33 protein-coding genes and 1 pseudogene are annotated in these 25,255 nt (G+C 50.0%); 33 read left to right on the top strand and 1 reads right to left on the bottom strand.

The window, feature by feature from the left end:
* Positions 1–55 precede the first annotated feature (55 nt).
* The 27 genes and pseudogenes from AC50YG_RS24165 to AC50YG_RS24035 all read left to right on the top strand — a co-directional run bounded on the left by AC50YG_RS24165 (position 56) and on the right by AC50YG_RS24035 (position 18,811).
* The gene (locus tag AC50YG_RS24165) at positions 56–313 is read left to right on the top strand and encodes a helix-turn-helix domain-containing protein (RefSeq protein WP_494830450.1); all 258 of its coding nucleotides are present in this window, start codon (positions 56–58) and stop codon (positions 311–313) included.
* The gene (locus AC50YG_RS24160) at positions 310–600 is read left to right on the top strand and encodes a hypothetical protein (protein WP_494830408.1); all 291 of its coding nucleotides are present in this window, start codon (positions 310–312) and stop codon (positions 598–600) included. The genes AC50YG_RS24165 and AC50YG_RS24160 overlap by 4 nt, the downstream gene beginning before the upstream one ends.
* The gene (locus AC50YG_RS24155; protein WP_494830406.1) at positions 563–823 is read left to right on the top strand and encodes a hypothetical protein; all 261 of its coding nucleotides are present in this window, start codon (positions 563–565) and stop codon (positions 821–823) included. The genes AC50YG_RS24160 and AC50YG_RS24155 overlap by 38 nt, the downstream gene beginning before the upstream one ends.
* Positions 824–947: 124 nt before the next feature.
* Positions 948–1,202, top strand: a complete 255-nt coding sequence (locus AC50YG_RS24150) for an AbrB/MazE/SpoVT family DNA-binding domain-containing protein (protein WP_494830404.1) — start codon at positions 948–950, stop codon at positions 1,200–1,202.
* Positions 1,203–1,305: 103 nt separating this feature from the next.
* Entirely contained in the window at positions 1,306–1,452 is a 147-nt protein-coding gene (locus AC50YG_RS24145; RefSeq protein ID WP_494830402.1) for an Acb2/Tad1 domain-containing protein, read from the top strand.
* A 147-nt stretch (positions 1,453–1,599) separates the two neighbouring features.
* The gene (locus AC50YG_RS24140; RefSeq protein WP_494830396.1) at positions 1,600–1,929 is read left to right on the top strand and encodes a hypothetical protein; all 330 of its coding nucleotides are present in this window, start codon (positions 1,600–1,602) and stop codon (positions 1,927–1,929) included.
* Positions 1,930–2,928 (top strand): hypothetical protein, encoded by a 999-nt coding sequence (locus tag AC50YG_RS24135; protein WP_494830394.1) that lies wholly within the window; start codon positions 1,930–1,932, stop codon positions 2,926–2,928. It abuts the gene before it with no gap.
* Positions 2,925–4,112 (top strand): metallophosphoesterase family protein, encoded by a 1,188-nt coding sequence (locus AC50YG_RS24130; protein WP_494830392.1) that lies wholly within the window; start codon positions 2,925–2,927, stop codon positions 4,110–4,112. Before AC50YG_RS24135 ends, AC50YG_RS24130 begins: the two co-directional genes overlap by 4 nt.
* Positions 4,079–4,558: pseudogene (yyaC, locus tag AC50YG_RS24125) on the top strand (spore protease YyaC); the annotation flags it as partial. The gene AC50YG_RS24130 and the pseudogene yyaC, both read left to right, overlap by 34 nt.
* 304 nt (positions 4,559–4,862) lie before the next feature.
* Entirely contained in the window at positions 4,863–7,397 is a 2,535-nt protein-coding gene (locus AC50YG_RS24120) for an AAA family ATPase (RefSeq protein WP_494830390.1), read from the top strand.
* 208 nt (positions 7,398–7,605) lie between these two features.
* On the top strand, positions 7,606–7,884 hold the full coding sequence (locus AC50YG_RS24115; RefSeq protein WP_494830388.1) for a hypothetical protein: 279 nt from the start codon (positions 7,606–7,608) through the stop codon (positions 7,882–7,884).
* The gene (locus AC50YG_RS24110; RefSeq protein ID WP_494830386.1) at positions 7,881–8,033 is read left to right on the top strand and encodes a DUF6906 family protein; all 153 of its coding nucleotides are present in this window, start codon (positions 7,881–7,883) and stop codon (positions 8,031–8,033) included. The genes AC50YG_RS24115 and AC50YG_RS24110 overlap by 4 nt, the downstream gene beginning before the upstream one ends.
* Positions 8,034–8,044: 11 nt before the next feature.
* Positions 8,045–8,971 carry a MarR family transcriptional regulator gene (locus AC50YG_RS24105; RefSeq protein ID WP_494830384.1) on the top strand — a complete coding sequence of 309 codons (927 nt, stop codon included), beginning with the start codon at positions 8,045–8,047 and terminating at the stop codon, positions 8,969–8,971.
* Positions 8,958–9,308, top strand: a complete 351-nt coding sequence (locus AC50YG_RS24100) for a replicative helicase loader/inhibitor (protein ID WP_494830382.1) — start codon at positions 8,958–8,960, stop codon at positions 9,306–9,308. Before AC50YG_RS24105 ends, AC50YG_RS24100 begins: the two co-directional genes overlap by 14 nt.
* Positions 9,298–10,731 (top strand): replicative DNA helicase, encoded by a 1,434-nt coding sequence (gene dnaB, locus AC50YG_RS24095; protein ID WP_494830378.1) that lies wholly within the window; start codon positions 9,298–9,300, stop codon positions 10,729–10,731. Before AC50YG_RS24100 ends, dnaB begins: the two co-directional genes overlap by 11 nt.
* Positions 10,728–11,147: a RusA family crossover junction endodeoxyribonuclease gene (locus AC50YG_RS24090; protein WP_494830374.1), complete on the top strand. Its 420-nt coding sequence runs from the start codon at positions 10,728–10,730 to the stop codon at positions 11,145–11,147. The genes dnaB and AC50YG_RS24090 overlap by 4 nt, the downstream gene beginning before the upstream one ends.
* A gap of 5 nt (positions 11,148–11,152) precedes the next feature.
* Positions 11,153–12,193 carry a hypothetical protein gene (locus tag AC50YG_RS24085; protein WP_494830371.1) on the top strand — a complete coding sequence of 347 codons (1,041 nt, stop codon included), beginning with the start codon at positions 11,153–11,155 and terminating at the stop codon, positions 12,191–12,193.
* 55 nt (positions 12,194–12,248) lie between these two features.
* Positions 12,249–13,409 (top strand): hypothetical protein, encoded by a 1,161-nt coding sequence (locus tag AC50YG_RS24080; protein WP_494830369.1) that lies wholly within the window; start codon positions 12,249–12,251, stop codon positions 13,407–13,409.
* A complete protein-coding gene (locus tag AC50YG_RS24075) occupies positions 13,409–13,960 on the top strand; it encodes an HNH endonuclease (protein ID WP_494830367.1) in 552 nt (183 codons plus the stop codon). The genes AC50YG_RS24080 and AC50YG_RS24075 overlap by 1 nt, the downstream gene beginning before the upstream one ends.
* Before the next feature lie 161 nt (positions 13,961–14,121).
* Complete coding sequence (locus AC50YG_RS24070) at positions 14,122–15,036, top strand: phosphoadenosine phosphosulfate reductase family protein (RefSeq protein WP_494830365.1); 915 nt, start codon at positions 14,122–14,124, stop codon at positions 15,034–15,036.
* Positions 15,037–15,077: 41 nt separating this feature from the next.
* Positions 15,078–15,896: a DNA adenine methylase gene (locus tag AC50YG_RS24065; RefSeq protein ID WP_494830363.1), complete on the top strand. Its 819-nt coding sequence runs from the start codon at positions 15,078–15,080 to the stop codon at positions 15,894–15,896.
* Between the two features lie 250 nt (positions 15,897–16,146).
* Positions 16,147–16,350: a hypothetical protein gene (locus AC50YG_RS24060; RefSeq protein ID WP_494830361.1), complete on the top strand. Its 204-nt coding sequence runs from the start codon at positions 16,147–16,149 to the stop codon at positions 16,348–16,350.
* A gap of 11 nt (positions 16,351–16,361) precedes the next feature.
* The gene (locus tag AC50YG_RS24055) at positions 16,362–16,592 is read left to right on the top strand and encodes a hypothetical protein (protein WP_494830359.1); all 231 of its coding nucleotides are present in this window, start codon (positions 16,362–16,364) and stop codon (positions 16,590–16,592) included.
* The gene (locus tag AC50YG_RS24050; protein ID WP_494830356.1) at positions 16,589–17,155 is read left to right on the top strand and encodes a LexA family protein; all 567 of its coding nucleotides are present in this window, start codon (positions 16,589–16,591) and stop codon (positions 17,153–17,155) included. Before AC50YG_RS24055 ends, AC50YG_RS24050 begins: the two co-directional genes overlap by 4 nt.
* Before the next feature lie 10 nt (positions 17,156–17,165).
* On the top strand, positions 17,166–17,609 hold the full coding sequence (locus AC50YG_RS24045) for an ASCH domain-containing protein (RefSeq protein WP_494830448.1): 444 nt from the start codon (positions 17,166–17,168) through the stop codon (positions 17,607–17,609).
* Between the two features lie 95 nt (positions 17,610–17,704).
* A complete protein-coding gene (locus tag AC50YG_RS24040; protein ID WP_494830353.1) occupies positions 17,705–18,190 on the top strand; it encodes a hypothetical protein in 486 nt (161 codons plus the stop codon).
* Positions 18,191–18,508: 318 nt separating this feature from the next.
* Positions 18,509–18,811, top strand: coding sequence for a hypothetical protein (locus AC50YG_RS24035; protein WP_494830348.1), 303 nt, complete (start codon positions 18,509–18,511; stop codon positions 18,809–18,811).
* A 241-nt stretch (positions 18,812–19,052) separates the two neighbouring features.
* Here the strand turns inward: AC50YG_RS24035 and AC50YG_RS24030 are convergent, their stop codons facing one another.
* Positions 19,053–19,307 (bottom strand): hypothetical protein, encoded by a 255-nt coding sequence (locus AC50YG_RS24030; RefSeq protein WP_494830346.1) that lies wholly within the window; start codon positions 19,305–19,307, stop codon positions 19,053–19,055.
* Between the two features lie 93 nt (positions 19,308–19,400).
* Between AC50YG_RS24030 and AC50YG_RS24025 the strand changes: the two genes are divergently transcribed.
* From AC50YG_RS24025 to AC50YG_RS24000, 6 genes are all read left to right on the top strand, one after another.
* Positions 19,401–19,937 carry a ParB N-terminal domain-containing protein gene (locus AC50YG_RS24025; protein ID WP_494830344.1) on the top strand — a complete coding sequence of 179 codons (537 nt, stop codon included), beginning with the start codon at positions 19,401–19,403 and terminating at the stop codon, positions 19,935–19,937.
* Positions 19,934–20,983 (top strand): DNA cytosine methyltransferase, encoded by a 1,050-nt coding sequence (locus AC50YG_RS24020; RefSeq protein WP_494830342.1) that lies wholly within the window; start codon positions 19,934–19,936, stop codon positions 20,981–20,983. Before AC50YG_RS24025 ends, AC50YG_RS24020 begins: the two co-directional genes overlap by 4 nt.
* Positions 20,931–22,259, top strand: a complete 1,329-nt coding sequence (locus AC50YG_RS24015) for a DNA methyltransferase (protein WP_494830340.1) — start codon at positions 20,931–20,933, stop codon at positions 22,257–22,259. Before AC50YG_RS24020 ends, AC50YG_RS24015 begins: the two co-directional genes overlap by 53 nt.
* A 133-nt stretch (positions 22,260–22,392) precedes the next feature.
* Positions 22,393–22,605, top strand: coding sequence for a hypothetical protein (locus AC50YG_RS24010; protein WP_494830338.1), 213 nt, complete (start codon positions 22,393–22,395; stop codon positions 22,603–22,605).
* Positions 22,606–22,945: 340 nt separating this feature from the next.
* Positions 22,946–23,830: a phage terminase small subunit gene (gene terS, locus AC50YG_RS24005; protein ID WP_494830336.1), complete on the top strand. Its 885-nt coding sequence runs from the start codon at positions 22,946–22,948 to the stop codon at positions 23,828–23,830.
* Positions 23,823–25,244 (top strand): DEAD/DEAH box helicase family protein, encoded by a 1,422-nt coding sequence (locus AC50YG_RS24000; protein ID WP_494830334.1) that lies wholly within the window; start codon positions 23,823–23,825, stop codon positions 25,242–25,244. Before terS ends, AC50YG_RS24000 begins: the two co-directional genes overlap by 8 nt.
* Positions 25,245–25,255: the final 11 nt, after the last annotated feature.

Genomic DNA, 25,255 nt, shown 5'->3' with positions numbered 1-25,255 from the left:
AGGGGGGAGGTAAGCCTTGAACACTGTCGACTTTATTGAAGCATTCAGGGCCGATGTGAAAAGGGAGCTTCGCGAAGAAATCCTTGCGGAGCTTGAGCCGGCAATTTCTCAGAGGTTATATAACAATTTGTTTACCTCTGAGGAAGCCGCCCGTTATTTGAAAATATCTAAATCGACACTCCGAAGGATAACTGACGACGGGGAAGTTATTCCGACACGTATTCGCACTACTGTAAATTACGAACAAGAGGAGCTCGACAGATATAAAGCTTCAAAAAGATTGCAGCGCCTTGAAAAAAGGGGGAAGGCATGATCGAAGACTTGGTGTGCTTACTTAAAAAGATTCAAAAAGTGCCTTTGTCAGGCAAGTATGTTCTTCAATTTATGCTCGTATCAGGATGCAGCATGCACTTCGATGTTTACAAGAGGGATGGCGATGGAGGATTACAGTCCGTTCAGACGCTTCGTTCAATAAATAGCAATGCGAATCATTTGCAGGAGGCGCTTGAGATCACAGATGCAATCCTCCGCGGTGAATACGCTGGAGAGGGGGTGACGGAGCTTGAGGAAGCAATTGCAGCTGCTACAGCAGCGAGTTGATGAGCTGGACGGCATGCTTACTGCAACGGTGGTGCATCCGGAATGGTTTAATGCCGACGTTCTGCCGGCAGCACAGGATTGGATTGAAGGTGAAATGGCCCAGATTGAAATTGAACAGTTGGAAGCTATAGAAGAAGAGAGAGAAGAACGACGCCTGGCGGGGCGGTTAGATTGGTTGTTAGCAGAGAATGCCCGAATGGAAGCGGAGCTGCAATCCGGGTGAGGGTTGTAGAACGAAAAAAAGCCGCCTGGCGGGGCGACTTGATTTCTTGGGTGTTTGTATTTAATTGATTTTTTCACTTTATCACGGATTTTTAAAAATTACAAATTACATGGAGGTTTTATATATGTTGAAAGCTACTGGAATTGTACGTCGTATGGATGATCTTGGTCGTGTGGTTATTCCGAAAGAAACGCGCCGCGTACTGGGAATTGCGGAAGGCGATCCGATTGAGTTTTTTATGAACGGCGATACTATCGTTCTTAAGAAATATGCTCCTGGCTGCGTGATCAGTGGTAGCGATGAGGACTTGATTATGTACGAGGGCAAGCTTTTCAGCCGCAAAGCAATCAAGCAGCTCGCTGCACATGCAGGCATTTAAGCAGGACAAGGCTCAGCCTTGTCTCAAGGCTTCGAACCATATATGCGGTTCGGCGTCCTGAGATGTGGCTGACACATCAATTTTTCGGAAGGGAGGTCATCATATGTCTAAATTGCAGGAAGCATTGGAAAAGGTAGCAGTAGCCATTACCGCAGCTCAGGATCTGGATCGCAGCCGTGAGGCGAGCGTTGCCATCACACATCTGGAAACAGCTGAGTTGTGGCTTGAAAAACTTAAGCGTTCCGAATAGGCTGCTGGATTGGGGCAGGTGCGAAAGTATCCTGCCCACTCAAGAAAGGTCAAAGGCATAAAAAATAGCCCGTTGCACCGGGCTATCACCAAACTATGGATGCCCCTATGATAGCAGATTGTCATGGGGGCGTAAAGGAGAATGAACATGGACAAGCAAGCCCTTATTAATCGTTTATTGGTACTGCCGGCAGAGATCGCCGCAGCGGAGGAAATTCTGCTACAGGCAAACATGAAGCTTATCAACGCTAAATCGATGCTTCAACAAAAAGAAGATTCCCTATTTATCGGGAATGTCCTTGATGGTAAAAATGCAGAAATTCGTGCAGCTCAGGCTCGTCAGTACACTGAGCGTGAAAGAGAAAATCTTGCTGACGCAGAAATGGAACTGAAAAATGCCCAGGCAAGGCTTGGTAAGGTGGAAAATGAATTCAAAGCGCTGCGAGCAATTGTTGATCTTTTGAAGGGGGCTGCTTAATTGAGCGAACACCTCACTACAGCTCCTCAGTCCTCTGGCGGTAACGCTGGAGGTGGGGCAATTGTTGATTTGGAGTTCGGCAGTGCTGCCGACCTTAGAAAGAAGCTGGATTCAATGAAGCAAAAGCTCAATCTTACAAAAGAATTCTTCCGCGAGGTCATGGTGGAAGGCGTAGATTACGGTATTATTCCCGGCACCAACAAACCAACTCTGTATAAGGCTGGAGCTGAGGGCCTTTGCGAGTTTTACAATCTTGCTCCTACGATTGCCGCCAAAGTGGAGGATAAGGTCCACGAGACAGGCTATTACGCCGTTGACGTCACCATTCGGCTGATTCACCGCCACACAGGCGCAATCATAGCGGAAGGGCTCGGTCACGCCAACACCTATGAGAGTCGGTACCGCTGGAGGTGGGTGAACGAACGCGATCTCCCTCGTGAAATAGATGTGCGAGATTTGGTGAGCAAGGACTTCGGCAAACCCGGCAAGCCTTGGATTAAGTATCGTCTCGAAAATGACGATATGCACTCCATTTGGAATACCGTTTTGAAGATGGCGAAGAAACGCGCCCTTGTTGATGCAGTGCTTTCTGCTACTCGTTCAAGCGGAATTTTTTCACAAACGCAGGAGGAGTTGGACGCTTACCTTCATGGCGAAGATCCGGAAGGAGAACAGGCCGGCCGGCCAATCCCACCGCCGCGGCAACAAAGTAACCGGTCAGCGGGGCAGTCAACCTCCCCGCGACCTTCTGGCGGCAAAGGAGATAACGCTGCCCTTCCAAAAAATCGGGCGCTTGCTATCAAAAATCGCCTTGAAATGGACTGGAACGGGTTGGCCGCTGAAGCATCGAACGCCTTGGGTCGTGAAATTAGACAAATTATGAAGGAAGTTGTAACTGCGGATGACTGGCGAACAGTTGCTGATTATTTGGAAGACCTTGAGCAAACAGGGCGAGGCGGCGGAAACGAATATGATGAGCCACCGGGTGATTTGCGATGAAAATAGCTCACGTTGCTGATAGTCATTGGGGGTTCGGCTATGCAGGCCCCACGCCGGCTTCACGTTTTGAAGATATCACCCGGACGATGGATTGGGTTGCTAACCGCATTATCGATCAGGAGTGTGAACTGGTGCTGTTTGCCGGCGATGCTTTCAAGGATGCCCGCGTATTCATTGATAGGGCAACAGCTGAGATTCAGGCGTTCGTCGCGTGGCTCCGCCGCCTATCGGGTGCAGGCATTGAGGTGGTTGTAATCAGCGGCACGCCGTCACATGATGCCATCAGCGCCTATTTCTTAATCCGCGAGATGCAGATTCCCGGTGTTCAGGTGTTCACGGAGCCCGAGAACGTTCATGTTCGAGGTGTGAACATCGCCTGCTTGCCAGGTATGAACCGCTCCAATTTCGCAACGGACCCAGCCTTTGCTGGGCTTCCGCCGCATGAATTTCATAGCAAAATGACTGATTGGATTACGCATCAATGTCGCGGCTTAGCTGACTATGCAACAGCATATCAGGCTGGAGAGGCCGTTCCGACCATCCTCCTGAGCCATTTGAGCTTTGATTTAGCAGACACAGGGTTTGAGGACGCGCTGCTGCAAAACGAGCCGATCCTCACGGATGAGGCAGCTCGCATGTTTGATCTAGTTTGTTTGGGGCATATTCACAGGCCGCAGTTCGCTGGCAGCAATGTATATTACAGCGGGGCGCCAGAACGGCATAACTTTGGGGATGAGCATACGGATCCGGGATTTTGGATTCATGATACGGAGACGTTTACCACTAAATTCGCCAATTCCGAGTTTATCAAGACTTTTGCCCGCCGCTTCAAAACGATCGATTGGTGCGACATGGACATTCAAGCCTGGGTTGATGGTCAGGTGGACGACTTTGCAGGCATCGATGCTGCAATCGTCCGCGTGCGGTACGCCTGCAGCGAGGAGCTACAGAAACAGTTTGATCGCCGATCGCTAGAAAAGGCCTTGTATGATGCCGGCGCGTTTTTTGTTGCTGAGATCCGGGCAGAGGTCGAGCGGACCGAACGCATTCGGGATGTCGAGGTCACGGAGGGGTTAAGCCCACTGACGGCGCTGGCTGCCTGGGGCGACAATCAGGGAATTACTGCTGACGAGCTCGAGGAGCTGCAGGCCATGACGACGGAACTGTTGGAGGAGCCGACATGAACGATTTCACAAAGGAATTAAGAAGAACCATTCCAAACCGATTGAAGCATGTCACTTTCGTTTGCATCGGTACCGATCGCTCTACAGGCGACTCACTCGGTCCATTAGTCGGTACATCCCTAAAACGGTTGGGCTATCATGTCATCGGCACTTTAGAGGACCCTTGCCATGCCGAAAACTTGGATGAATGCTTGGAAAAAATCCCTCCTAAGAGGAAGGTCATTGCAATTGACGCATGTTTGGGCCGCGTTTCTAGTGTAGGCAAGCTACAGCCGGGTATTGGTCCTATCAAACCAGGGGCGGGGGTAGGCAAAGACCTCACTCCCGTAGGCGACTATCACATAAGTGGAATTGTGAACGTAGCTGGCTTTATGGAATATTTCGTCCTGCAAAACACGCGGCTCCATTTAGTCATGGAAATGGCTGATCAGATCGTGGAGGCCATTGCTCAAATATTTCCACCCGCCTTTACGGCGGAAGTAGCTTCCTCAAAAGAAAACATGATAGAGGTGAGCGCGAACGAAGTTTTCTACGGGTATTGCTTTCCCGAACCTGATGGATGGCATACCCCTTCCGTGAAACTCAATTCGCCTGAGGAAGTTCATCGATATACGCAGTTGCACGGGAAAACAGGAATGTTTAAAGAAATTCGTGTGACAGATAGCAGCGATCATATCGTTGTTCAAATGATTAATGGAAAGTACGTATGGCCAGAAGAATGGAAGGTATTGAACAAGGAGGTTGCTACAGGTGATTCCATTACGCATAGTCCTTAATAATTTCAGAGCCGTGAGCCACGCCGACATTGATTTGTCGGCGGTTTCCTTGGCGGCCATCGCAGGGAAGAACGGAGCGGGTAAGAGTTCCGCTTTCACTTTGGCTCCGCGCTTCGCACTTTTTGGGGATGTGGTCAAGGGTGTAAGCCTGGACGACCTCGTTCGCCGCGGCGAGCAGGAAATGTCCGTAGAGTTTTGGTTTGAGCATCAGGGCTGTATTTTCCGGGCTATCCGGACGCGCAGCACCAAGGGCAAAGGTAAATCCACCTTGGAGTTACAGCAGCGTGTGAATAGCGCATGGGAGAGTCGCTCCGCCGAGAAGATTGTCGATACAGAGGCAGTTATTCGGGAGCTGCTTAATCTGGACGACGAGACGTTCACGTCCAGCTCCATGATCCTTCAAGGGCAGGCCAACGCCTTTACGGGTGCAACGGCTGGCAAGCGTAAGGAGATCCTCTCACAAATCCTCGGTCTCAATGTATACGAGCAACTGCAGGAGAGGGCGCGGCAAAAGAGTGCCGACCTGAATATTGAAATTGAAAAGAGCAAGGACAAGCTGCTGACGCTGGATGAGCGCCTATCCGTTAAGCCATCTAAGGCAATCGAGTTGGAGGTGGCAGAGGATCAACTCAGCATTACGCTAGCCATGATCGAGCAGGATGAGGTGGCTATTAAATCAAGCGAAGCTGCCTTAACTAGCCTGAAGGCAAAGACTGAGCGTATCGGTCATATCAATCGTGAGATCGGCAGCGAAGATGATGACATTTCCATATTGCATGCAGAGCAATCTGAGCATGTTGGCCGTCTTGATCGGGCTGAGAAGATTCTGGCTAACGCTGACACGATTCAGAGCAAGTCCGCCGCGTTGGTTATCCTTAATCAACAAATCGTCACCTTGGAGGCGCAGCAGCCAGAGCTTAACCGGCTGCAACAGAGCTTGACTCTTATCTCATCCGACCTGTCCAAGCTGGACGTGTCGGTATCATCCCTTTCAGGGCGGATGGATGTCCTACAACTTGAGCTTGCTGGCCGCGAGACTCTTCGGCAGCAAGCAAACGAATACGAACTGGAGTTGGTTAGGCTTCAAGCCTTTGAGGAGCAGGCGGAGCAGCATAATCTGCTCGCCGCCGAACTACGCATTGCTGACACGGAGCATGAGCGCCAGCGAGCTTATATTGAGCTGCAGGAGCGCGTTCTTGGCGACAAGATCGGCGTCCTTGAGCAAAAAGAGGCGTTGATGCACGACAGCGGTTGCTTACCAACCTGCAAATTTCAGCACGAGGCCTCAGTGGCGGTTGCCGAGCTTCCGGAATTGCGGCGTCAACTCACGGAGCTTGACCGCTCTGAATTGGACAGGCAAGCCGCTGTTATCGCAGACAAACGGCAGCAGCAAGATGCACTTCAATATCACAATATGTCGCATAAAGCCTGCCGACAGAGGGTTGATCAGCTTAATAAGGCCAATACGGCCTATGCGCAGCTTGCTAGCAAAGAGGAGTTGCTGGAGCAGCTTAGCTCCCAATATGAGGAAGCGGCTGCCCGGCGGGTGGCCGAGCAAGAAAAGCTTCAACAGGTCACAGAGCAGGTTGAGCAGCTTTCAACAGCACTCGCGCCACTTCCACAATTAAAGCTGGATGCGGAAGGACTAGAGCGCTGGGCGAGGCTTAAAGATCAAATCGCAGCTGCCCAGGAAGCCAGACTGGCAGCAACTGAACGGATAGCCGCAATCTCTTTATCGATAGCGGCAAAGCAAGTCCGCAAGTCCGATTTACAGATAGAGCATGATGCACTCGTACTAGATACGCTTGATCATGACCGCATCGATGCGGAGCTGACCGCTCTCCGAGTGGGCATTCAGCGCCTAAAGCAGCAGCAATCATCCTTGACCGAGCATATCGGCGGCATTAAGGCTGTGCTTGCATCGCTTGAAGCGGATCAGCAGGAGCGGGACCGCATTTACAGTGAGTTGGAACCATTGTCTGTGCGCTGGACTCGCTACCAAACGCTTATTAAAGCCTATGGGCGCGATGGAATCCCGGCGCTTATCATTGAAAACGCCGTTCCGCAGCTCGAGCGCATCGCCAATGAGATTCTTGGTCAGATGAGTAAGGGCAAGCATTACGTTAGGTTTGAGACGCAGCGCGAGCTTAAATCCCGTGCCGGCTTATCTGAGACGCTTGATATCATGGTGGGCGACTGGTCCGCCGAGCGGCCATATGAGACGTTCAGCGGCGGGGAACAGCTCCGTATCGATTACGCCATCCGCTTCGCACTGGCCGAGCTGCTTGCGCAGCGTGCCGGCAGTAAAGTTGAGTGGCTGACGATTGATGAGGGACTTGGTTCCCAGGATGCAGAGCATCGTGCGCTTGTGCTGGATAGTATCAAGGCTGTGGCTGGACGCTTCAAGCGGGTTCTAGTCATTACTCATATTGAGGATGCTCAGGCTGCCTTTGACCAGGTTATCCGCTTTGACAACTCCGACGGTGGCGTTGCTGTCCAAATCGCATGAGTATCCAGCAGCTAGATTTGTTTTCTTTTAATCAGGAGGAGCGTCCTGCAGCACCGCAGGCGCCTCCTATTTTACGGGGCTTCTACTATGAGACCAGTACCGATAAATTTGTTTCTTTCAGTTTGGGACGGCGGCATTACGAGGTTTCGGCCAAACGATGTGCCTTCCCTACAGCTTGGCAAACGAAAATTAAAAAGGAGAGATCCATTTGAGCGTAAATCAGGATGAGCAAACTGCTCGGGTAGTTAAGTATCTTCATGAGGAGTTTTTAAAAGCAGAGTCAGGCGACGAGGAACAAATGAAACATTTCCTTCAAGCAGCAGCATTCACTATCGGATCTTTTATTCCGCTCTCGAAAGCGCCAGAAAGCGTTGGCTCCCATACCGTGAAGATGTTGGAGGCAGTTGCTGCTGGAGTGCAAAGTGGACTGAAAATAGCGAATATGCCAGGGGAACTCTATGTTGTTACAGGACGGAGAAGCTCATGAAGAATGGAAAGCGCCCTACGAAACGCCAGAAGATAGCGATTAAGGTCGCAGGCTGGAATCCTGAAAACTGGCTGGTAACTAAGCATCTTCCGAATGAGCTGCACTTAGTTCACCGATTTACCAAGACGGAAAAGATTATTTATGTTTAGGGGATGATTGCATGCCAGGCAGCTATCCTTTCCCGATGTACTCCGGTCTGTTAGAGCCTAGTCACTACAACAAAATAAGCAGCGCGATATGGCTTTTCCTGTGGTGCGTTAGCTCCACAACTGCCGAAAAGGAAAAGGAAGGAACTGTCTGGGGCGTCGTCCTCGGGAACAAGCCACTCCAACTGGCGGAACTAGCCGACAAGTTTGGGGTTAGCGTTAAAACCGTGAGCAGGTGGCTCAGCACACTGGAGGAGCACCAATATATCAGGGTTACCCGAGCACCGAGGGGACTCATCCTCTCGGTTAGAAATTCAAAGAAATATACCATAATGACCCAGGACATTTCTGTCCGATCAGTAGTAAATGATCAGACAGAAATGTCCGATCACATAGATTCTGATAAGACAAATATGTCCGATCAGGGGGCGAGTGATAAGACATTATTGTCCGATCACAGCCCCGAAATACCGAGTGATCAGACAAAAATGTCCGATCTAAAAGATATTACTATTACTACTACTATTTTAAAACCTATTAGCAAAGCCGACATCGATGCCGGGATGATTGCTATTTTGGATGCTTATTGCAAATTACACCGCAAGCTTGATTTACATGTCAGACAAAACGAACGCCAAGCCATGGGTAAGATGGTCGCCGGAGGGATGCCGTTCCCTTTTACCATCCAAACTATGGCGCGCCTCCTGGAGGAAAAGCGCGAACGTGAAGGTGACGATTTCATGCTTCCGAGCAGTTTTTTGTATTACGACAACGCTATCAAGGAGGCTTGGCGCAATTCCAAAGCGGTTGATGTTCAGACTGCTGCTACCGAAGATCGGCAGCCGGTTGTGAGAAAGCAACCTCAGCCAGGCAAGAAGCAGAACGCTGCTGAGGAATTGCGAAGACGAGCAAGGGAGGAGCGAGAGCGTGGACAGAGCTGATGTGCTGGATTTATTCGCGGAAATTGCTGCGGAGTATCCTACTTTTGATTGCAGCGATGCGGAAGTAGACCGCCATTTTAAATACCTTCAAGATTTTCCTTTCGAAGCTGCCAAGCAAAATGTTGAGCAGCACATTAAAACCAACAAGTGGCCGCCGGCCATTTCGGACATTCGCGGCAGGCTCGGCGATCAATTCGACAGCCGGCGCGATAAGGAGCAGGCTGAAGCTTTTGAGGACCAACTCCAACAATGGGAGGTCACCAGCAACTGTCCACCGCCAGAAGGTTTTTGGGAAGCTGGCCGGCAATTGCTGAGGAGGGACCCGGTTGGAGACTAATTATTACGAGTTATTAGGCATTGAGCTTCCGTGTGATCTCTCAGCCGAGCAGGCAGTGCTGGGGGCAGCATTGCTCGAACCTGAAGCATACGAAACGATAAAAGGCACGCTTCACGGCGGGGAATTTCATGACAAGGCCCACGCACGGATCTTCCGTGCAATGAATCAGGTTGTCTCGAAGGATAAACCTCTTGATTTGGTCACCTTATCCGCTCAGCTTCAGGATACAGAAGAAATTGACAAAATAGGTGGTGTAAGCTACCTAGCCGGGCTTGCTGGTTCTGTACCGACAGCTGCTAACGCAGGATTCTACGCTGAGCGCGTGCTGGAAATGTTCCTCAAGCGTCAAGCGATTGAAGCATCGATGGAATTACTTCGAGCAGCAGCACATGATCAGGACATTAAGGGCTTCGTCGCAATGGCGGAGACGTCCATGGCTAAAATTACGGACCGAGCCACTCCAACAAAGGAATTTGTCGGTTTAAGAGATGTTCTGCTAGAAGTTTGGGAAGATGCGGAACATCGGTATACGGTCCGCGCAGTAAATCGAGGAATAACTGGCATTGAATCAGGCTACATCGATCTGGACCGCATGACTTCCGGATTCCAGAAAAGTGACCTGATTATTATTGCAGCTCGCCCTTCCGTTGGTAAGACAGCACTCGCTTTAAACATTGCGCAAAACGTTGGAATTCGAGCGAAAGAGACCGTCGCTATTTTTAGTTTGGAAATGGCGAGAAAGCAACTCGTTCAACGTATGGTTTGTGCTGAGGGCAACATCGATGCTAGTCGAATGCGCACCGGATTCTTCGAACATGACGATTGGGCGAAAATGGCCGATGCCACAAGCAGGTTAGCCGATGCTGAAATTTATATCGATGATACGCCAGGTATAACGGTCAACGAGATTCGTGCCAAGTGCCGCCGTCTCAAGAAGGAAAAGGGACTGGGGATGATCTTGATTGATTACCTGCAGCTCATTCAAGGTAGCGGGCGCTCGGGGGTGAATCGTCAGGAGGAGGTCTCTCAAATCTCCCGGACGCTGAAGCAGGTTGCCCGCGAGTTGGAAGTGCCGGTGATTGCATTGTCCCAGCTCAGCCGGGGCGTCGAGCAGCGGCAGGACAAGCGGCCGATGTTGTCCGACCTGCGGGAATCCGGAGCGATCGAACAGGACGCGGACATTGTTTCCTTCCTATATCGAGATGATTACTACGATAAGGAATCAGAAAAGAAAAATATTATCGAAATCATTATAGCCAAGCAGCGTAATGGTCCGGTTGGCACGGTGGAGCTGCTTTTCCTGAAGAATTACAACAAATTCGTTAGTTTAGAACATACCTACAGCACCAGCCCGGAAACTCCTGAACCTCCTCCGAATGGCAAGCGGGTACCGGATATGTACAGGAAGGGGAAAAGCGCATGATAAGCTTCGCTGTTTATGGTGAACCGGTTGCCCAAGGGCGGCCGCGTGCATCTACACAAGGTGGTTTTGTCCGGATGTATGACCCAGCTAAATCAAGGGACTACAAGGACTATGTTCGGTTAGCAGCTGCGGAGCATGCGCCGGCAACACTGTTGGAGGGGCCGTTGGCAATGATGGTTATAGCCTATCGTTCCATTCCAAAATCGTTCAGCAAGAAAAAGGCTGCTGCAGCTGAGGAGGGAACTCTATTTCCCACATCCAAGCCCGACGCAGACAATTACCTAAAGGGCATAAAAGATGCGCTAAAGGGCGTTATGTGGGTAGATGACAGCCAGGTTGTGGACGCATATGTCCGCAAGCGATACTCAACAAAACCGCGTGTTGAAATAACAATCAGACAAATACAGGGAGCGTGAACGGAATGGGATATGCAGAATTTCAGCCGAAGGTTACGAAAGTAAACCTGAAACCAGGCGGCGTGGTTGAAGTTATTTTGACAACAGGGCTAGGCGATCTACGAGGCAGCATCGAAACCCTGTCGGAAATGATAGATCAAAAGGTACGCCTGTCGATGGAGTCGACAGTTGTGACTTACAATGTACAGCTTAATGCCCGGACGGAGAAACCTATTAAGTCATACAAGGTAGATGAGTCCGGCATCGTTAGCGAGATCAAACCGGAAGGAGAGCAATTGAAGCTGGATCTCGGCGTAGCAGATCCAAAAGAAAAGCTCAAGGACGTTCCGACGGAGATCAGCCGCGAGGTTGTGGACGACTTTATCCTCTCTGGCTTGGCACCAGAATACGAAGGGAATCGCTGGTATCCAGTTAAAGAGTGGATTGAGCGTTTCAATGCCAGCGAGACTTACCTCCGCATTGCTTCAGATGCAGGGCTAAGCAGCGGCAGGCTCATTGAGATTATTGACGGGTACCGCCAGCAAGTTGCCCCACTCGCAGCAAAATGGGACGAATGGAGACAGTCGCGTTCTGACAAGGACGATCTCGACGAAGAAGAACAGGATGAGAGTCAGCAAGAGGCTTCCCCCGAGGAGTCGGACGGGGATTCCAAATCAATTGAGAATGGTCAGGTGCCGACAACAGAGCAAGGACAAGGTAACGGAGAACCTTCAATGCAAGCTTCAGCGGAAGATTTAAAAGATTGGGAACAAGCAATTAAAGGTGAGAACACCGAGCAAGGCGCTGTCGGCTCCATCACTGGTGAAAAGCCAGAGGCTCTGCAAGGTGGTCAGTCCAATGTCGATTTGGACGAGTACATCCTGCAGAACAAGCCGTCATTCGCAGAAATGCTGTATGATTTCCCCGCACTGCTTGCACGTAAAAAGGATGGCGAAACATGGATTAAAATTGCGTCGTCACTTGGAGTTAACAGCGGCAAGCTGTCGGCTGAATTTAGAGAGTATAAAGCTCGGGTACAAAAGCAGCTTGATAACGGAGTTGCCTAATATACGGCCTGCTGCTCATGTTAGCAGCAGGCCTCCATTCAAGGAGGTATGAGCCTTGGGCAGAGAAAACGGATATTCGCCGGTGAAATCGTGGATTATGACACCGGAGCAACAAGCTGAGCATACTGCGCGCCTGCGCAAAAAGGTCGAAGGTCCGCAAATTAAGCGCTGGCAGCGGAGCATGACGCAAGAGCAGTATCTGCAGGCAGTTGAGAGCGGCCAGAGTGCCGCAGACATCATGCTGAAGCATTTCAACAACGATCGCGGAGAATTCACTAAGCAGCTTAAAGAATGGGGGATTACGAGGATGAAGACACCGAATGTAGTACCCGCTTTGACTAAAGATTCGTATTTGCGCCGGCGCGCTGCTGGCGAGGGAAGGACACAAGTTTTTACCACTCTGGCACCGATGAGCAAGCGGTATTTCAATTCCCTGCTCGCTGAATGGGGCATCCGCGAGATCGATGCGGAGGAGAGGGAATTGGAATTGCTTGTGTCGGCTGGACCTAGTAATACAGCAGCCGCTCCTGCTGAGCCGCAAGGTTTGATTGCCATTAACGCTGCGAGAGAGGTTGAGGCAGGAGGCGAAGCTCTTACTCGCATCCAGAACCAATTGCAGAAGGAAATTGACAATAATGACGAGCTGGAAGCGGAGAATTTGCGCTTCGCAACCCAATTGACGGACGCTCAAGCCGAAATTGCTAAGCTGCAGCAGCAGAATACGGAGCTGCTCGAGCAGGTGGATAAAGCAGCTCGCGCTATGGAGTACGAGACGGCAGAGAACGCAAAAATGAAAGCTGCCCTTGAAAGTGCTTCAGCTAAGGCAGCTGAAGCTGGTCGCAGGATTAAGAAAATGGATGAAGAGCAGCAGTTCCTTCTTGCTACCATCGAGCAGGCTGCTGAGCAAGCTGCTGTCCAGGAGAACGATATTATCACACTGTGCATGCCGATTTTGTCGGTGGCCATCGCCAATGTGGAGAGAGCCCGCATTTATGATGCGGTGGGAGCTTTGAGCACTGATGTCGAAGCCGCGGACATCGATCGCGAGCGAGTCATGCAGGAGTTGTTTGATCTGCTGCAGCGGGTAGTTAACTTTGTTACTGCTGATCTGGCCGAGCTTCATCCTGGCCAAAGCATCGCTGGATTCGTTCATGACTTCTTTGGCTTCTATAATAGCCGGCACATAGATAACGTCACAGTTCAGCAGGCTGGCTAATGAAGGCGGTCTCGGAAGCAGGTCAATTCAAAACTATTCCAGGCTATCCTAATTATCAAATCAACTTTCAAGGCGATGTACGTAGGGTGTGGCGATCAGCCCGCCCTTCAGTGTTAACGCCGAAGCTGCATAAAGGAATCTTTGTGGTCAGGATGACCGATTCAGAGGGCTTCCGCAAGGAAGAGAGAGTTCACAAGCTCATGCAGCGTACTTTCTTCTCCCCACCGCCACCTGGTCATGTTCTTCATCATAAAAACGGTAACCGTCAGGACAATTGGATCAACAACCTGGCTTACATTTGCAAAAGTGAATTGTCCAGAAAGACCGGCGGAATGTCGGGTCGGCAAGCAGTCTTCAAGATATCGACTGACGGAGAAGTCATTGACGTATATAAAAGCGCCCGGGAGGCAGCTCGCAATAACTTCATGAGCTATCAAACGGTCATGTTGCATTGTAATGGCAAGGTAAAGAAATCTACAGCTCCGGACGGCTTCATATACCGTTGGGAAGAAGCTGGGTCAATAAAACTAAAACGCATGTTGAAAGGTTGATAGTTTTGAAAGAGAAGAAATTCGGACGATGTTCCTTCCTTGGTACCGCGTTCGTGTTCGGTATTCTGTTCCGCAAGTCGAGAGGAGCAACTTATTTGTACTTTGGCTGCTTCGCTTACCGGCTTAGGTAGAGTAAAGTAAAAGACAACGAGGTGGTAGGCTTGCAGATAGCTAACGTAATGAGCGTATCAGGTGGCAAAGATAGTGCGGCAATGTGGATATACGCCACAATTGAACTAGGTGTGGAAGTAACCCCTGTCTTTGCTGACACGGGTAACGAACATCCTTCAACATATGAATATCTCGATTATCTTGAAAAGGAGCTCGGGCCGATCCGTAGGGTAGTTCCAGATTTTGCGGCGAGAATCGCAAGAAAGCGGCAGTATGTGCTTGATCATTGGGCGGCGAAGGGTGTGCCCGATAATCGCATTCAAATCGCGCTCGATTTTCTACAGCCAACGGGAAACCCGTTCCTGGATCTTTGTATTTGGAAAGGGCGCTTTCCTTCAACTAAAGCAAGGTTCTGTACTCAATTTCTGAAAATCATACCAATTGCTGAGGAAGTCTATTTCCCGCTTTTTGAGCAGGGTTATAAAGTCGTAAGCTGGCAAGGTGTTCGTGCAGCTGAGAGTCCAGCTCGCGCAAAGCTGCTGGAACGAGAAGAAACGCCGGAAGGTTACGAGGTTTATAGGCCATTGTTAAACTGGAGTGCTCGGGACGTGTTCGATATGCACAAGAAACATGGCATTGAGCCAAATCCGTTGTATTCGCAGGGTATGTCCCGTGTGGGCTGCATGCCTTGCATCAATGTAAACAAGGGGGAGCTATTTGAGATATCCCGACGTTTCCCGGAAGAAATTGAAAGGATTGCCGAATGGGAGCGGATCGTCGCAGGCGCTTCAAAACGAGGGGATTCATCGTTTCTACCAGCCCTTGACGACGACGACAAGAAGGATATTTATGATTGGGTCGAATGGTCGAAGACTACACGCGGTGGACGCACTTACGACTTATTCAAGATGATTGCGATTGATGATTTTCCGTCATGCTCCAGTGTGTATGGGTTATGTGAATAGAGGCGGATAATATCCGCTTCTTGGGCGGGAGGAGGACAAGCATGAGCGCACCGCGCATCTTACACTACCCTGGCAGCAAGTGGTCAATGGCTGATTGGATTATTAGCTTCTTCCCGACTGATTACAAGGACATGACCTACCTTTCGTTGTTCTTCGGTTCCGGTGCTGATTTATTCCGAAAAGAGCCTTCCAGACTTGAAACAGTAAATGATCTTGATGGGGATGTCGTAAATCTATTTCGTGTGATTCGTGATAGACCGGATGAGTTAGCACATAAATTATTTTGGACGCCACATTCAAGAGAAGAATACTATTCCTCTTATGAACAAGTAGAGGACGAATTGGAGCGGGCGAGAAGGTTTATGGTACGTACTTGGCAAGCTATAGGCGGAAAAACAAGTGACCGGACCGGGTGGAAAAGTGTTATTCAATACAATAAAGCTCCACACAAGGCGTCAAATAAGCAGTGGAATGAGCTGGCTGAAAAAGTGCTGGTCGTGAGAGAACGATTAAAGGACGTACAAATTGAAAATCAGCCAGCTCTACAAGTGCTAGAAAGATATAAACATTCAGATGTCCTGATTTACGCGGATCCACCATATCTCCTTTCGACTCGGAGCAGCCGAATGTATAGGCATGAAATGACTGAGGATGACCATGTGGCGTTGCTTGAAGCTCTGGATCGGCATCCCGGACCAGTTTTTCTTAGCGGATATGAGCACCCAATGTACGATCATAGACTAGGCCATTGGAGACGTGAGGCAAAGTCCGTACAAGCTGAGGCTGGGCGCCCCCGTACTGAAATACTGTGGATTAATCCAATTGCAGCCGAATCGATTGGTCAGCAACGGCTATTCTAGGAGGATAACATGAAACGGCAGTGTAAATATTGCAATTACTGCAAGGAGCAAGGCAGAATGCAATCGCAGCAGAACCGCCTGGGTCGTAAAAAATATTATTGCGTTCACCCGGAAACAAAAGACCTGACGGACGATAGGGGCCGCCCGATCTATAATTTCGTAGGCTTCGGTGACATGACACCATACAGCTTGCTATTGTTAAAGACAGCAAAGAGATGGTGCCCGCTCAATAACATGGGAGGTAACGGCAATGAACAAATTGACAGTCACCTATTGGATGTGGACGGAACTGGCTGAACGGCTGTCCGCAGAACGCGGAATCCACCGCAAAGCCGGTGATACGGTTATGGAAACTCATGACGGCCGGCTGGTTCGCAGGCTTACCGTTCCGCGGAGCTGGGTCGATAAAGGGTATGTGGTAGAGGCGCCGGTGGAGCAGCCTACATTATTTTAAGGGGATACAGCATGGCAAAGATCACTGTTCAATATTCTGATGGCAGGCCCGATGAGATTCACGATGCTGCACAGTTCATATTGTTTCATGTACCGCCCAGCATTAAGGAGGAGCAATTGATTATGACGGCGCAGTGTTCCTATGATTTCATGCGTACAGCGATCACTGAGGCTCATGCGAAGTCATTTCATAAGCAGGCATTCAAATCGATGAGCAAAAAGCGACTGGGGGAACCGCAATGATTGAACTCAACGAAGCAGACAGGCAGAAAATTCGAAAGGTCGTGGCCGCTGCTTCCCAGGGCAAGTGGAAAGCACAGCACGGGAAGCACGGCGAGGTTAATATCTATGATGAGCAGGGGGAACGAATCTTTGATGATATAAGCGTTGAGGACGCCTATTTCATCGTTGATGCTCGCGAGTGGCTTACTGGGCTACTAGATAAAGTAGACTCGCTGATTCTTGAGAATAATGAGCTGCATGGCAGCATACAGCGTTGGCACGAGCGGGTGATGCGTGTCGAAAAAGAGAATGCAGCCTTGAAAGCGGAGCTGGGGCAACCTGCTCCTCCCTCAAACCTCAAGCCATTAAGTGAAAAGCAAGCGGAGGCATATAAATTCATTACAGACTTCATCCGCCGTAATCAATACAGCCCTACAACAAGAGATATTCAAGATGCCATGGGATACGCTTCAATATCAACTGCACATCACATTGTTAAAATGCTGGAGCGTAAGGGATACATCAAGCGTAACGGCAGGCGCGGGATTGTACTTGTCGGCAAGGAGGACAACCAGGGTGAATGAACTTGAAGAAATCAAGGTAATTACTGTTTGGGAGCCCTGGGCGATCCTATTGGCGCTCGAAGAAAAGGGCTTCGAGACACGCGGCTGGCCGACTAAGTACCGCGGGCCGATCGCCATTCATGCGGCGAAGAAGATAGACCGCGAAGCATGCGAGACGGAGCCAATCAAGTCAACGTTGGCCAAGCACGGTTACACAGCAGACAATCTGCCGACAGGGGTGATCGTCGCCATTGCGAATCTTTCAGAGTGTTGGTCAGTTGGCGAAGATCAAGAAAGCGGGATGCCAACTCTGTATAACAGTGCAGGTGGCGCCACCAGGAGAGTCAGCTTGAAAGAAGACAAATTCGGTGATTACACTAATGGTCGATTTGCCTGGGAGATGAAGGAGGTAAACAGGCTGCAGGATCCGATCCCGGCGAAAGGACAGCAGGGCTTATGGACCTGGCGTAAATAAAAAACAATCCCCCGCACCTTGGTCGGCCCGCGGGGGACATTACGTATAAGCTCACCACCAGTATAGCATATGGAGGATGGTGAGGGGGCATGGCAATGGTATGGCAACAGGGAGAATTGTTCCCGAAAGCAACGGAAGCGGAAATTCGGAGAGTGAAGTTTCTGCTTAGCAAGTATAGTAATATGATTTCGCTCATGAATGACTTTCAAAATAATGAAGCAGACATGCAGCAGGTCGCTATAGACGGAGAGGTCGCTCGACGCATCAACGACGATGATCTCTATGCGGACAAGACGGCCAATGCGACAATCATGCTTGAGAAACAACGCTGGGTCTACCAGCAATATTGCTTTTACACTCAACAGATAGAGAGGGCTCACGGGTTAATTTCTGACACCGATGCGAAGCGAGCTGTCGAGTACCGTTTTTTTAGCGGCTATTCTTTGAAGGAGACGGTATTATTTTTTAAACATAGTCTCAGCAACAGTACCGTGAGAAGGAAAATTGATGAGGGAGCGGGGAGTATGGCCGATAATCTTAAGTTAATGGGATTTTTTGAGCTTGATAACGCAGATTTTTGAACAGTATTCAAGCACAAGACGGGCATACATTGGGCACCACATGGCACACTTTACGTGATATTCTTATATCGTGCCAACTGAGGTTAACCGCCTCCTCCTCTCATATGCCGCTCCTCCGGGGGCGGCTATTTTATCGACTGGTCCATGAGTCGGAAGCTCCGGTTTAAGGACGAGATGGATAATCTCGAATGAATTTATTGGTCAATCCTTGGCCGATCAACTAAGCGAGAGCCGCCTTTGGCTGGGGCGGCTTCTGTTTTATAAAGAAGGAAAAACCTTCCTGAACGTCGAAATTTGATGTCGAAAGGAGGTGCCAATATGCCGTCATACAACAATATGAACGATTTACTCAAAGCTGTTCAGAAAAAAGTAGAACAAGCTTCCGGAGAGGTCTCGGTAAAAGATCTATTAAATGATCAGTTTATTCGTAAATATTCTGACTTTTCGAGTGCTCAAGAATTTGTTGATAATGCTCCCTTCAGTCTTGAATCACAAGAAGAGTTTGAAAAAACTGATCTGACTGTTAAGGATGCTTTCATAAGCGGTCATTTTAGGTTTAAAACATGGGATGAGATGATGAATGCTGCAGGACAAGATCATGTAGCTAAACTTTTAAAGTGATTCAACTAGGCACCTTTCGGGGTGCTTTTTCTTTTGCTTCAATACATATGCCCTGTTGTCGATTTAAGGCGCGGGGCTTTTTGCCGTCCAAACATTCGACATGATTCGCAGAGGAGTGCAGGGCGGCGCTGGCGGGTTCTGAGAGGCTGTCCAGCGATTGCCCTGATGAAAACCGACTTAACACAAAATAAACAACCGACACACTCTGAAAGAAGCATGCCGGTTGTTGTATCAATTGTAATTAGTGATGCTCGTGATGAAGTACCCATTCAGCGTCGTGGAAATGACCATTTGGCTCATCCGCATGCCTTGGATTTAATGCCAAATGATATCCACTTGGAATACTTGCTGTTGGTTTAGGCGGAATCGGAGTTCTGTCATTTGGATCAATATAAGCATCGTGTCCTGGAATATGTGGCCCGAATTCGCAGTCGTGAAAATCACAATGGATTTGATGGTATCCTTCGATATGTGTCTTAAGCAATTCATTTGGCATGGTTCTTCATCCTTTCTGATTTGGGTTCGCAGATATTATGGTCGCTTCGGATTTATATAATTCGAGGTTAAAAATGTAAAAAGGAGATCTGCAATGAACATTCAAACCATACCAGCAAACCGAATAAACGCAGCCGCATACAATCCCCGCATCGATCTGCAGCCGGGGGATCCGGAATACGAGAAGCTCCGCCGCAGCATCGAGGCATTCGGCTATGTGGAGCCGATCGTCTGGAACGAGCGCACCGGGAACATGGTAGGCGGCCATCAGCGGTATAAGATCATGGTTAACGAGCTTGGTCATACGGAGCTGACCGTTTCCGTCGTTGACCTGGACGACCAGCAAGAGCGGCTACTTAACCTTGCGCTTAACAAAGTGTCAGGCAGCTGGGATGATGAAGCGCTAGCGCGGCTGCTGGAGGATCTGCAGCTCAGTGGAGCGGAGCTGGACTTATCGGGCTTTGATCCGGATGAAGCAGACCGCCTTATCGCTGATTTCACGGAGCCGCTTCCGGATCAGTTGGGTGACTTCAACAATAAGGAGCTGGATGTGGGTGAGTTTGATGAATCTCAGTTTAATTGCAAATGCCCGCGCTGTGGCTTTGTCTTTAACCAGGAGGATGCGATATGATCCGCCCTGCATGGGATTGGCGGCTGTCTGATCTGGCGAATGTCCCGCAGCATGGTCGGACGGTGTTCAGCTGCTTCAGCTGCGGTGGTGGCTCAACAATGGGCTACAAGCGGGCGGGCTATACAGTGTTGGGGAATGTGGAGATTGACCCGCAGATGATGCGGCTATACAAGAAGAACCATAAACCACGCTACCCGTTCCAGATGCCTATACAGGAGTTCAAGCTGCTTCCAACTAGCCAGCTGCCGCAGGAATTGTTTGACCTGGGCATCCTGGACGGATCTCCACCCTGCAGCGTATTTTCGATGTCAGGACAGCGGGATAAGAAATGGGGCAGCGAGCATAAATTCAGGGAAGGTCAGGCCGTACAGCGGCTGGATGACCTCTTTTTTGATTTCTTGGACGTGGCGGAGCTGCTGAAGCCGCGGGTTATTGTGGCCGAGAACGTAACGGGGATGATAAACGGGAAGGCTCGCGGATATGTCAGTCTGGTGCTTTCAAGGATTCGAGCCATCGGATATAGGCCGCAGCTCTTCCTGCTCAACTCGGCGACCATGGGCGTTCCTCAAAAGCGGCAGCGCCTTATCTTTATCGCTTCAAGAAATGACCTCGATTTGCCTTTGCTGAAGCTTGAGTTCAACGAACCGCTTGTACTATACGGCGATATTCAAGACGGTGAGGGTAAGCCTCTGAAGACTGATGGGGTCACATATCAGCGGTGGAAGAAGAGGCGTCCTGCAGATGCAGATATGGGAGATATTTCGCTAAGGCATGAGGGCAAGCAGAAAAGCTTCAATACCCGCCTAATGAGGGGTAGCAAGGTTCCCAATACGCTGTTATCGTCATCAGTGTATGTACGATATGACGAGCCGTGTCGTATAAGCGATACGGATATCATCCGCCTACAGTCGTTCCCAGCCGACTATGACTTTATGGATGCTGATGTTCAGTATGTATGCGGGATGAGCGTCCCGCCGTTGATGATGCAACGCATTGCCGAGCAGATTAACATACAATGGTTTGGAGGTGGACAAGCTGAAAGTTGAGACAATCCCTATTGACCAGTTGACATGCAACAGCTGGAATCCAAACGAGATGGACGATAACCGTTACCGCTCCCTGGTTTACAGCATTAACAAGCACGGCGTGCTTCAGCCCGTTCTTGTTCGAGCGGATATGACGATAATCAAGGGAGAGAAGCGTTGGAGAGCCGCTAAAGAAGTTGGCTTAACAGAGCTAACTTGCGTGGTTGTGGAGAGCAGCCAAGAGGAGGCGAAGTTACTCACTGTAAGCTTGAGTAATCTGCGAGGAAGCACCAATGAGGAGTTGCTCGCGGCCCTGATCAAAGAACTTTCCGCTTCGTATTCGCTCGATGAGGTATCGTTGGAAACGGGTTTTCTAATGGAAGAGCTTGATGATCTGCTACAAGGCTTGCCTGAGGATACGGATGTTGAGTCTCTAGTTGTTGAAGATGATTTCGACGTTCAGCGCGCGCTGGATAATATCAAAGAGCCCGAGACTCTACGCGGGGATGTGTGGCAGCTTGGTAGGCACCGTCTTGTGTGCGGTGATGCCACGGATTGCGCTGACGTATCGCTGCTGATGGACGGCAGTCAGGCTGCCCTGGTTGTCACTGACCCTCCGTACAATGTGGCCGTGGAGAGTGATTCAGCTCGGCTCGCAGCAGCTGGCCGCGACAAAATTATGAATGACGACATGCCTGCAGAGGAGTTTGCGGGCTTTTTGCATGCAGTATTCCAACAATACGCTTCAATTATGGTTCCTACAGCAGCAATATACATCTTTCATTCAGCTTCCTATCAGAGACAGTTTGAGGATGCTATAAATGCGGCTGGCATCGTTGTTCGCAGCCATTGCGTATGGGTTAAAAATTATCCTTCTTTCGGATGGTCACAGTACAGATGGCAGCATGAGCCTGTATTTTACGCTCATATGAAGGGTAAATCTCCTGCATGGTACGGCGACCGCCGGCAGTCTACTGTGTGGCGTGATGGGCTGCTTGATGATATTCCGGAACCGGCTACGGTATGGGAGGTTTCACGAGGGGATGTCGGCAAGTATGTACACCCAACGCAAAAGCCGCTCCCGCTGCTGTCAATACCTATTGGTAATAGCAGCAAGAAGGGCGATACGGTGGTTGATTTCTTCGGAGGGAGCGGGTCCACCCTTATGACATGCGATCAGATGGATCGGGACTGTCTGCTGCTAGAGCTTGATCCGGTATTCTGTGATGTCATCAAGCAGCGGTACCAGGCGTCCACTGGCATCGAGCCGGTGCTGATCCGCAGAATGACAACATAAAAAGGAAGGGCGCGTGAACGCCCCTCCTGAGAACCGGTTCCCCGGCTGAGATAGCGGTCCGCCGCGCGCGGCACTTTGCAGATATACCCGCTATCTCGTTTCCAATCATAACGGAAAGCCGAGGGGAACAACAATGGGAACGCCAGAAATAGACCTGTTACAGGAACACGAGTTAGAAATTATGCTAGGGATTATGGAGTCCAAAGCACAGTATAGAAGGATCATCAAAGCTGTGGTAGCTCGCTGGGTGAAAGACTTCCAGGACAACCGCATTGAAATAAATACGGTCGATGATCTGCGTAAGCTCATCGAGCTTGATATAGAGCTTCAGAAAGATGAATTGTGATTTGTACCAAGGGATGTTATTTCGTAATTCGTTGTCCTTATGCTTTTTAGTGTACAGCTATTAAGCTGATACCTAAAATGACAGGGGCATGAAAAATGCAACGAAAAAATTATTTAATGTCGTACTTTGAATCACAAGGAATTAAGAGCCAAACGTTAGCTGAGAGAGTGAGAGAGGAAGCGGCCCGGCAGACTAATCGGAAGCAGCAACAGCAGGCTCCGCAGGTGAGGTACACCTACCCGGACGGAATCTTCTCTTGTTCTAATATAAGCATCGTTAGGCGTAACTGAACGGAGGGCTGGATGAGCCCATCCTACTTTGCGGAGGTGGTGATCATGTAATGGCTAAAGAGCGCAGCCCAAACAGAGACGCTGCCAAACAAATGTGGCTGGACAGCGGCGGCGAGAGGAAGTTGAAGGACATTGCCGCCGAGCTGGGAGTCAGCGATTCGCAAATACGGAAGTGGAAGAATCAGGACAATTGGGAAGCTGCACTGAACGGTAACGTTACCAATGAAACCAATAGTAACGTTACCAAACGGGGAGCCCCGAAGGGTAACAGGAACGCTGCCGGCAATAAGGGCGGCGCTCCTAAAGGGAATAAGAATGCCAAGGGTAATCGTGGCGGGCAGGGGGGGCCAGCAGGCAACAAGAAAGCTGTCCGCACCGGCGAACACGAATCAATATGGTTCGATACACTTGATGAGGATGAGCAACTGCTGCTTGCGGAGATTGATACGGATCCGATTAAACAAGCAAATGAAGCCATTACCCTATTAACTATTCGGGAGCGGCGTATGCTACAGCGCATTAAGAGACTGATGGACGGGCTTACCGAGAGTCAGAAACGCGTACTGCAGCAGCTCCGCACGAAAAAAGAAGCGGTTCCTGTCCTTGACGAACGATCTGGTCAAACGAAGACCGTTGTCAGTTCCAAGGAGGAACTGGTCGTTACGGAGATCGAGGAGACAGCCTATCGTGCTATTGAGGACATCATTCGCATTGAGGATGCATTAACCAGGGTGCAGGGCAATAAGCTTAAGGCTATCGAGCTTAAGAACAGGCTCATGGCTGTTGATGAGGAGAAGCAAGTCAGAACCCGAATCCTTCAGATAGAGTTGCAAAAACTAGAAGGCGGTACCGGTGCTACTCAAAGCTGGACAGATGCATTGAAGGAGATTGCCGAGCGGCGTAAGGCGCTACGGGCAAAGGCTGCCGATGAGTAAGCCGTATAACGTCGTTTCTGACATTGCGCTATTGCTTGATTTGTATTGGGATGACCCGGTCGCTTTTGCTGAGGACATGCTGGGTTTTGATCCGGATGACTGGCAGCGGGCAGCTATGATGGACGTGGCTAAATATCCGCGGACTAGCGTCCGTTCTGGGCAAGGGGTAGGTAAGACCGGCTTTGAGGCTGCTTTGGTCATATGGTACCTGTGCTGTCGGCCGAATTGCAGGGTTGTATGCACGGCTCCCACTAAGCAGCAACTTAACGATGTACTATGGGCCGAGGTGGCAAAGTGGCTAGAAAGCTCCATGGTCAAGAATCTACTTAAATGGACCAAAACTAAGGTCTACATGATCGGTCATGAAAAACGTTGGTTTGCTACAGCCAGGACGGCCACCAAAGCGGAGAACATGCAGGGCTTCCACGCAGATTATATGTTGTTCATTGTCGATGAGGCTTCAGGGGTTGCCGATCCGATCATGGAAGCCATCATGGGTACATTAACCGGCGATGAAAATAAGTTGCTGATGTGCGGGAACCCAACTCGAACGAGTGGGGTTTTTTATGATTCGCATAATCGTGACAGAAGCCGCTTCCGCACGCACAAGGTCGACAGCAGGGATAGTAAACGGACTAGCAAAGATAACATTCAGATGCTTATTGATAAGTACGGCGCTGAAAGCGATGTTGTCCGAGTTCGGGTGTATGGAGAGTTTCCGAAGGCCGAGGCGGATGCCTTCATCGCGCTTGAATTGGCCGAGCTGGCTGCTAACGGCACTGTCGAGCCTGCTGGAGATACACTACACTTGGGCGTCGACGTTGCGCGATTTGGTGATGATGAAACGGTTATTGCACCACGAGTGGGAATGAAGGTTTTCAAACTCAAATGCTATAACAAACAGGACACGATGGTCACAGCTGGCTGGGTGATTGCTTTGTCTAGGGATATGCTTCGTAAGTACCAGCAGCTCCGAAACGTTGAAATCAAGGTAGATGACAGCGGTGTAGGCGGCGGCGTCACGGATCGGCTAAATGAAGTCATCCGGGAGGAGCGATTAAAGGGCTGGCGGGTTACGCCGATCAACAACGGTAGTAAGCCGACACGGAAGGAAGAAGAACATTACGAGAACCGTGGTACCGAGACGTGGGCGGACCTGCGCGACCTGCTACAGGAATCCTTCTCCAAGCATATACAGGGGCAGGCTCCTATGATTGAGCTGCCAGACGATGAACGACTTGTTACGCAGCTCTCACAGCGTAAGTACCGCATGACAAGTAAAGGTAAAATTGCATTAGAACGCAAGGAAGATATGAAAAAACGTGGACTGGATTCACCCGATAGGGCGGATGCGGTCGTTTTGTCGTTTGCGCAGCCAGAACGCAGCGGAGTATTCTTCCCAGGGCAGCGATGAAAGGAGGAGCC

This window comes from Paenibacillus sp. J31R34, assembly GCF_059383715.1.
The sequence above is the reverse complement of the archived record's forward strand: the minus strand, read 5'-3'. Positions and strand labels throughout refer to the sequence as shown.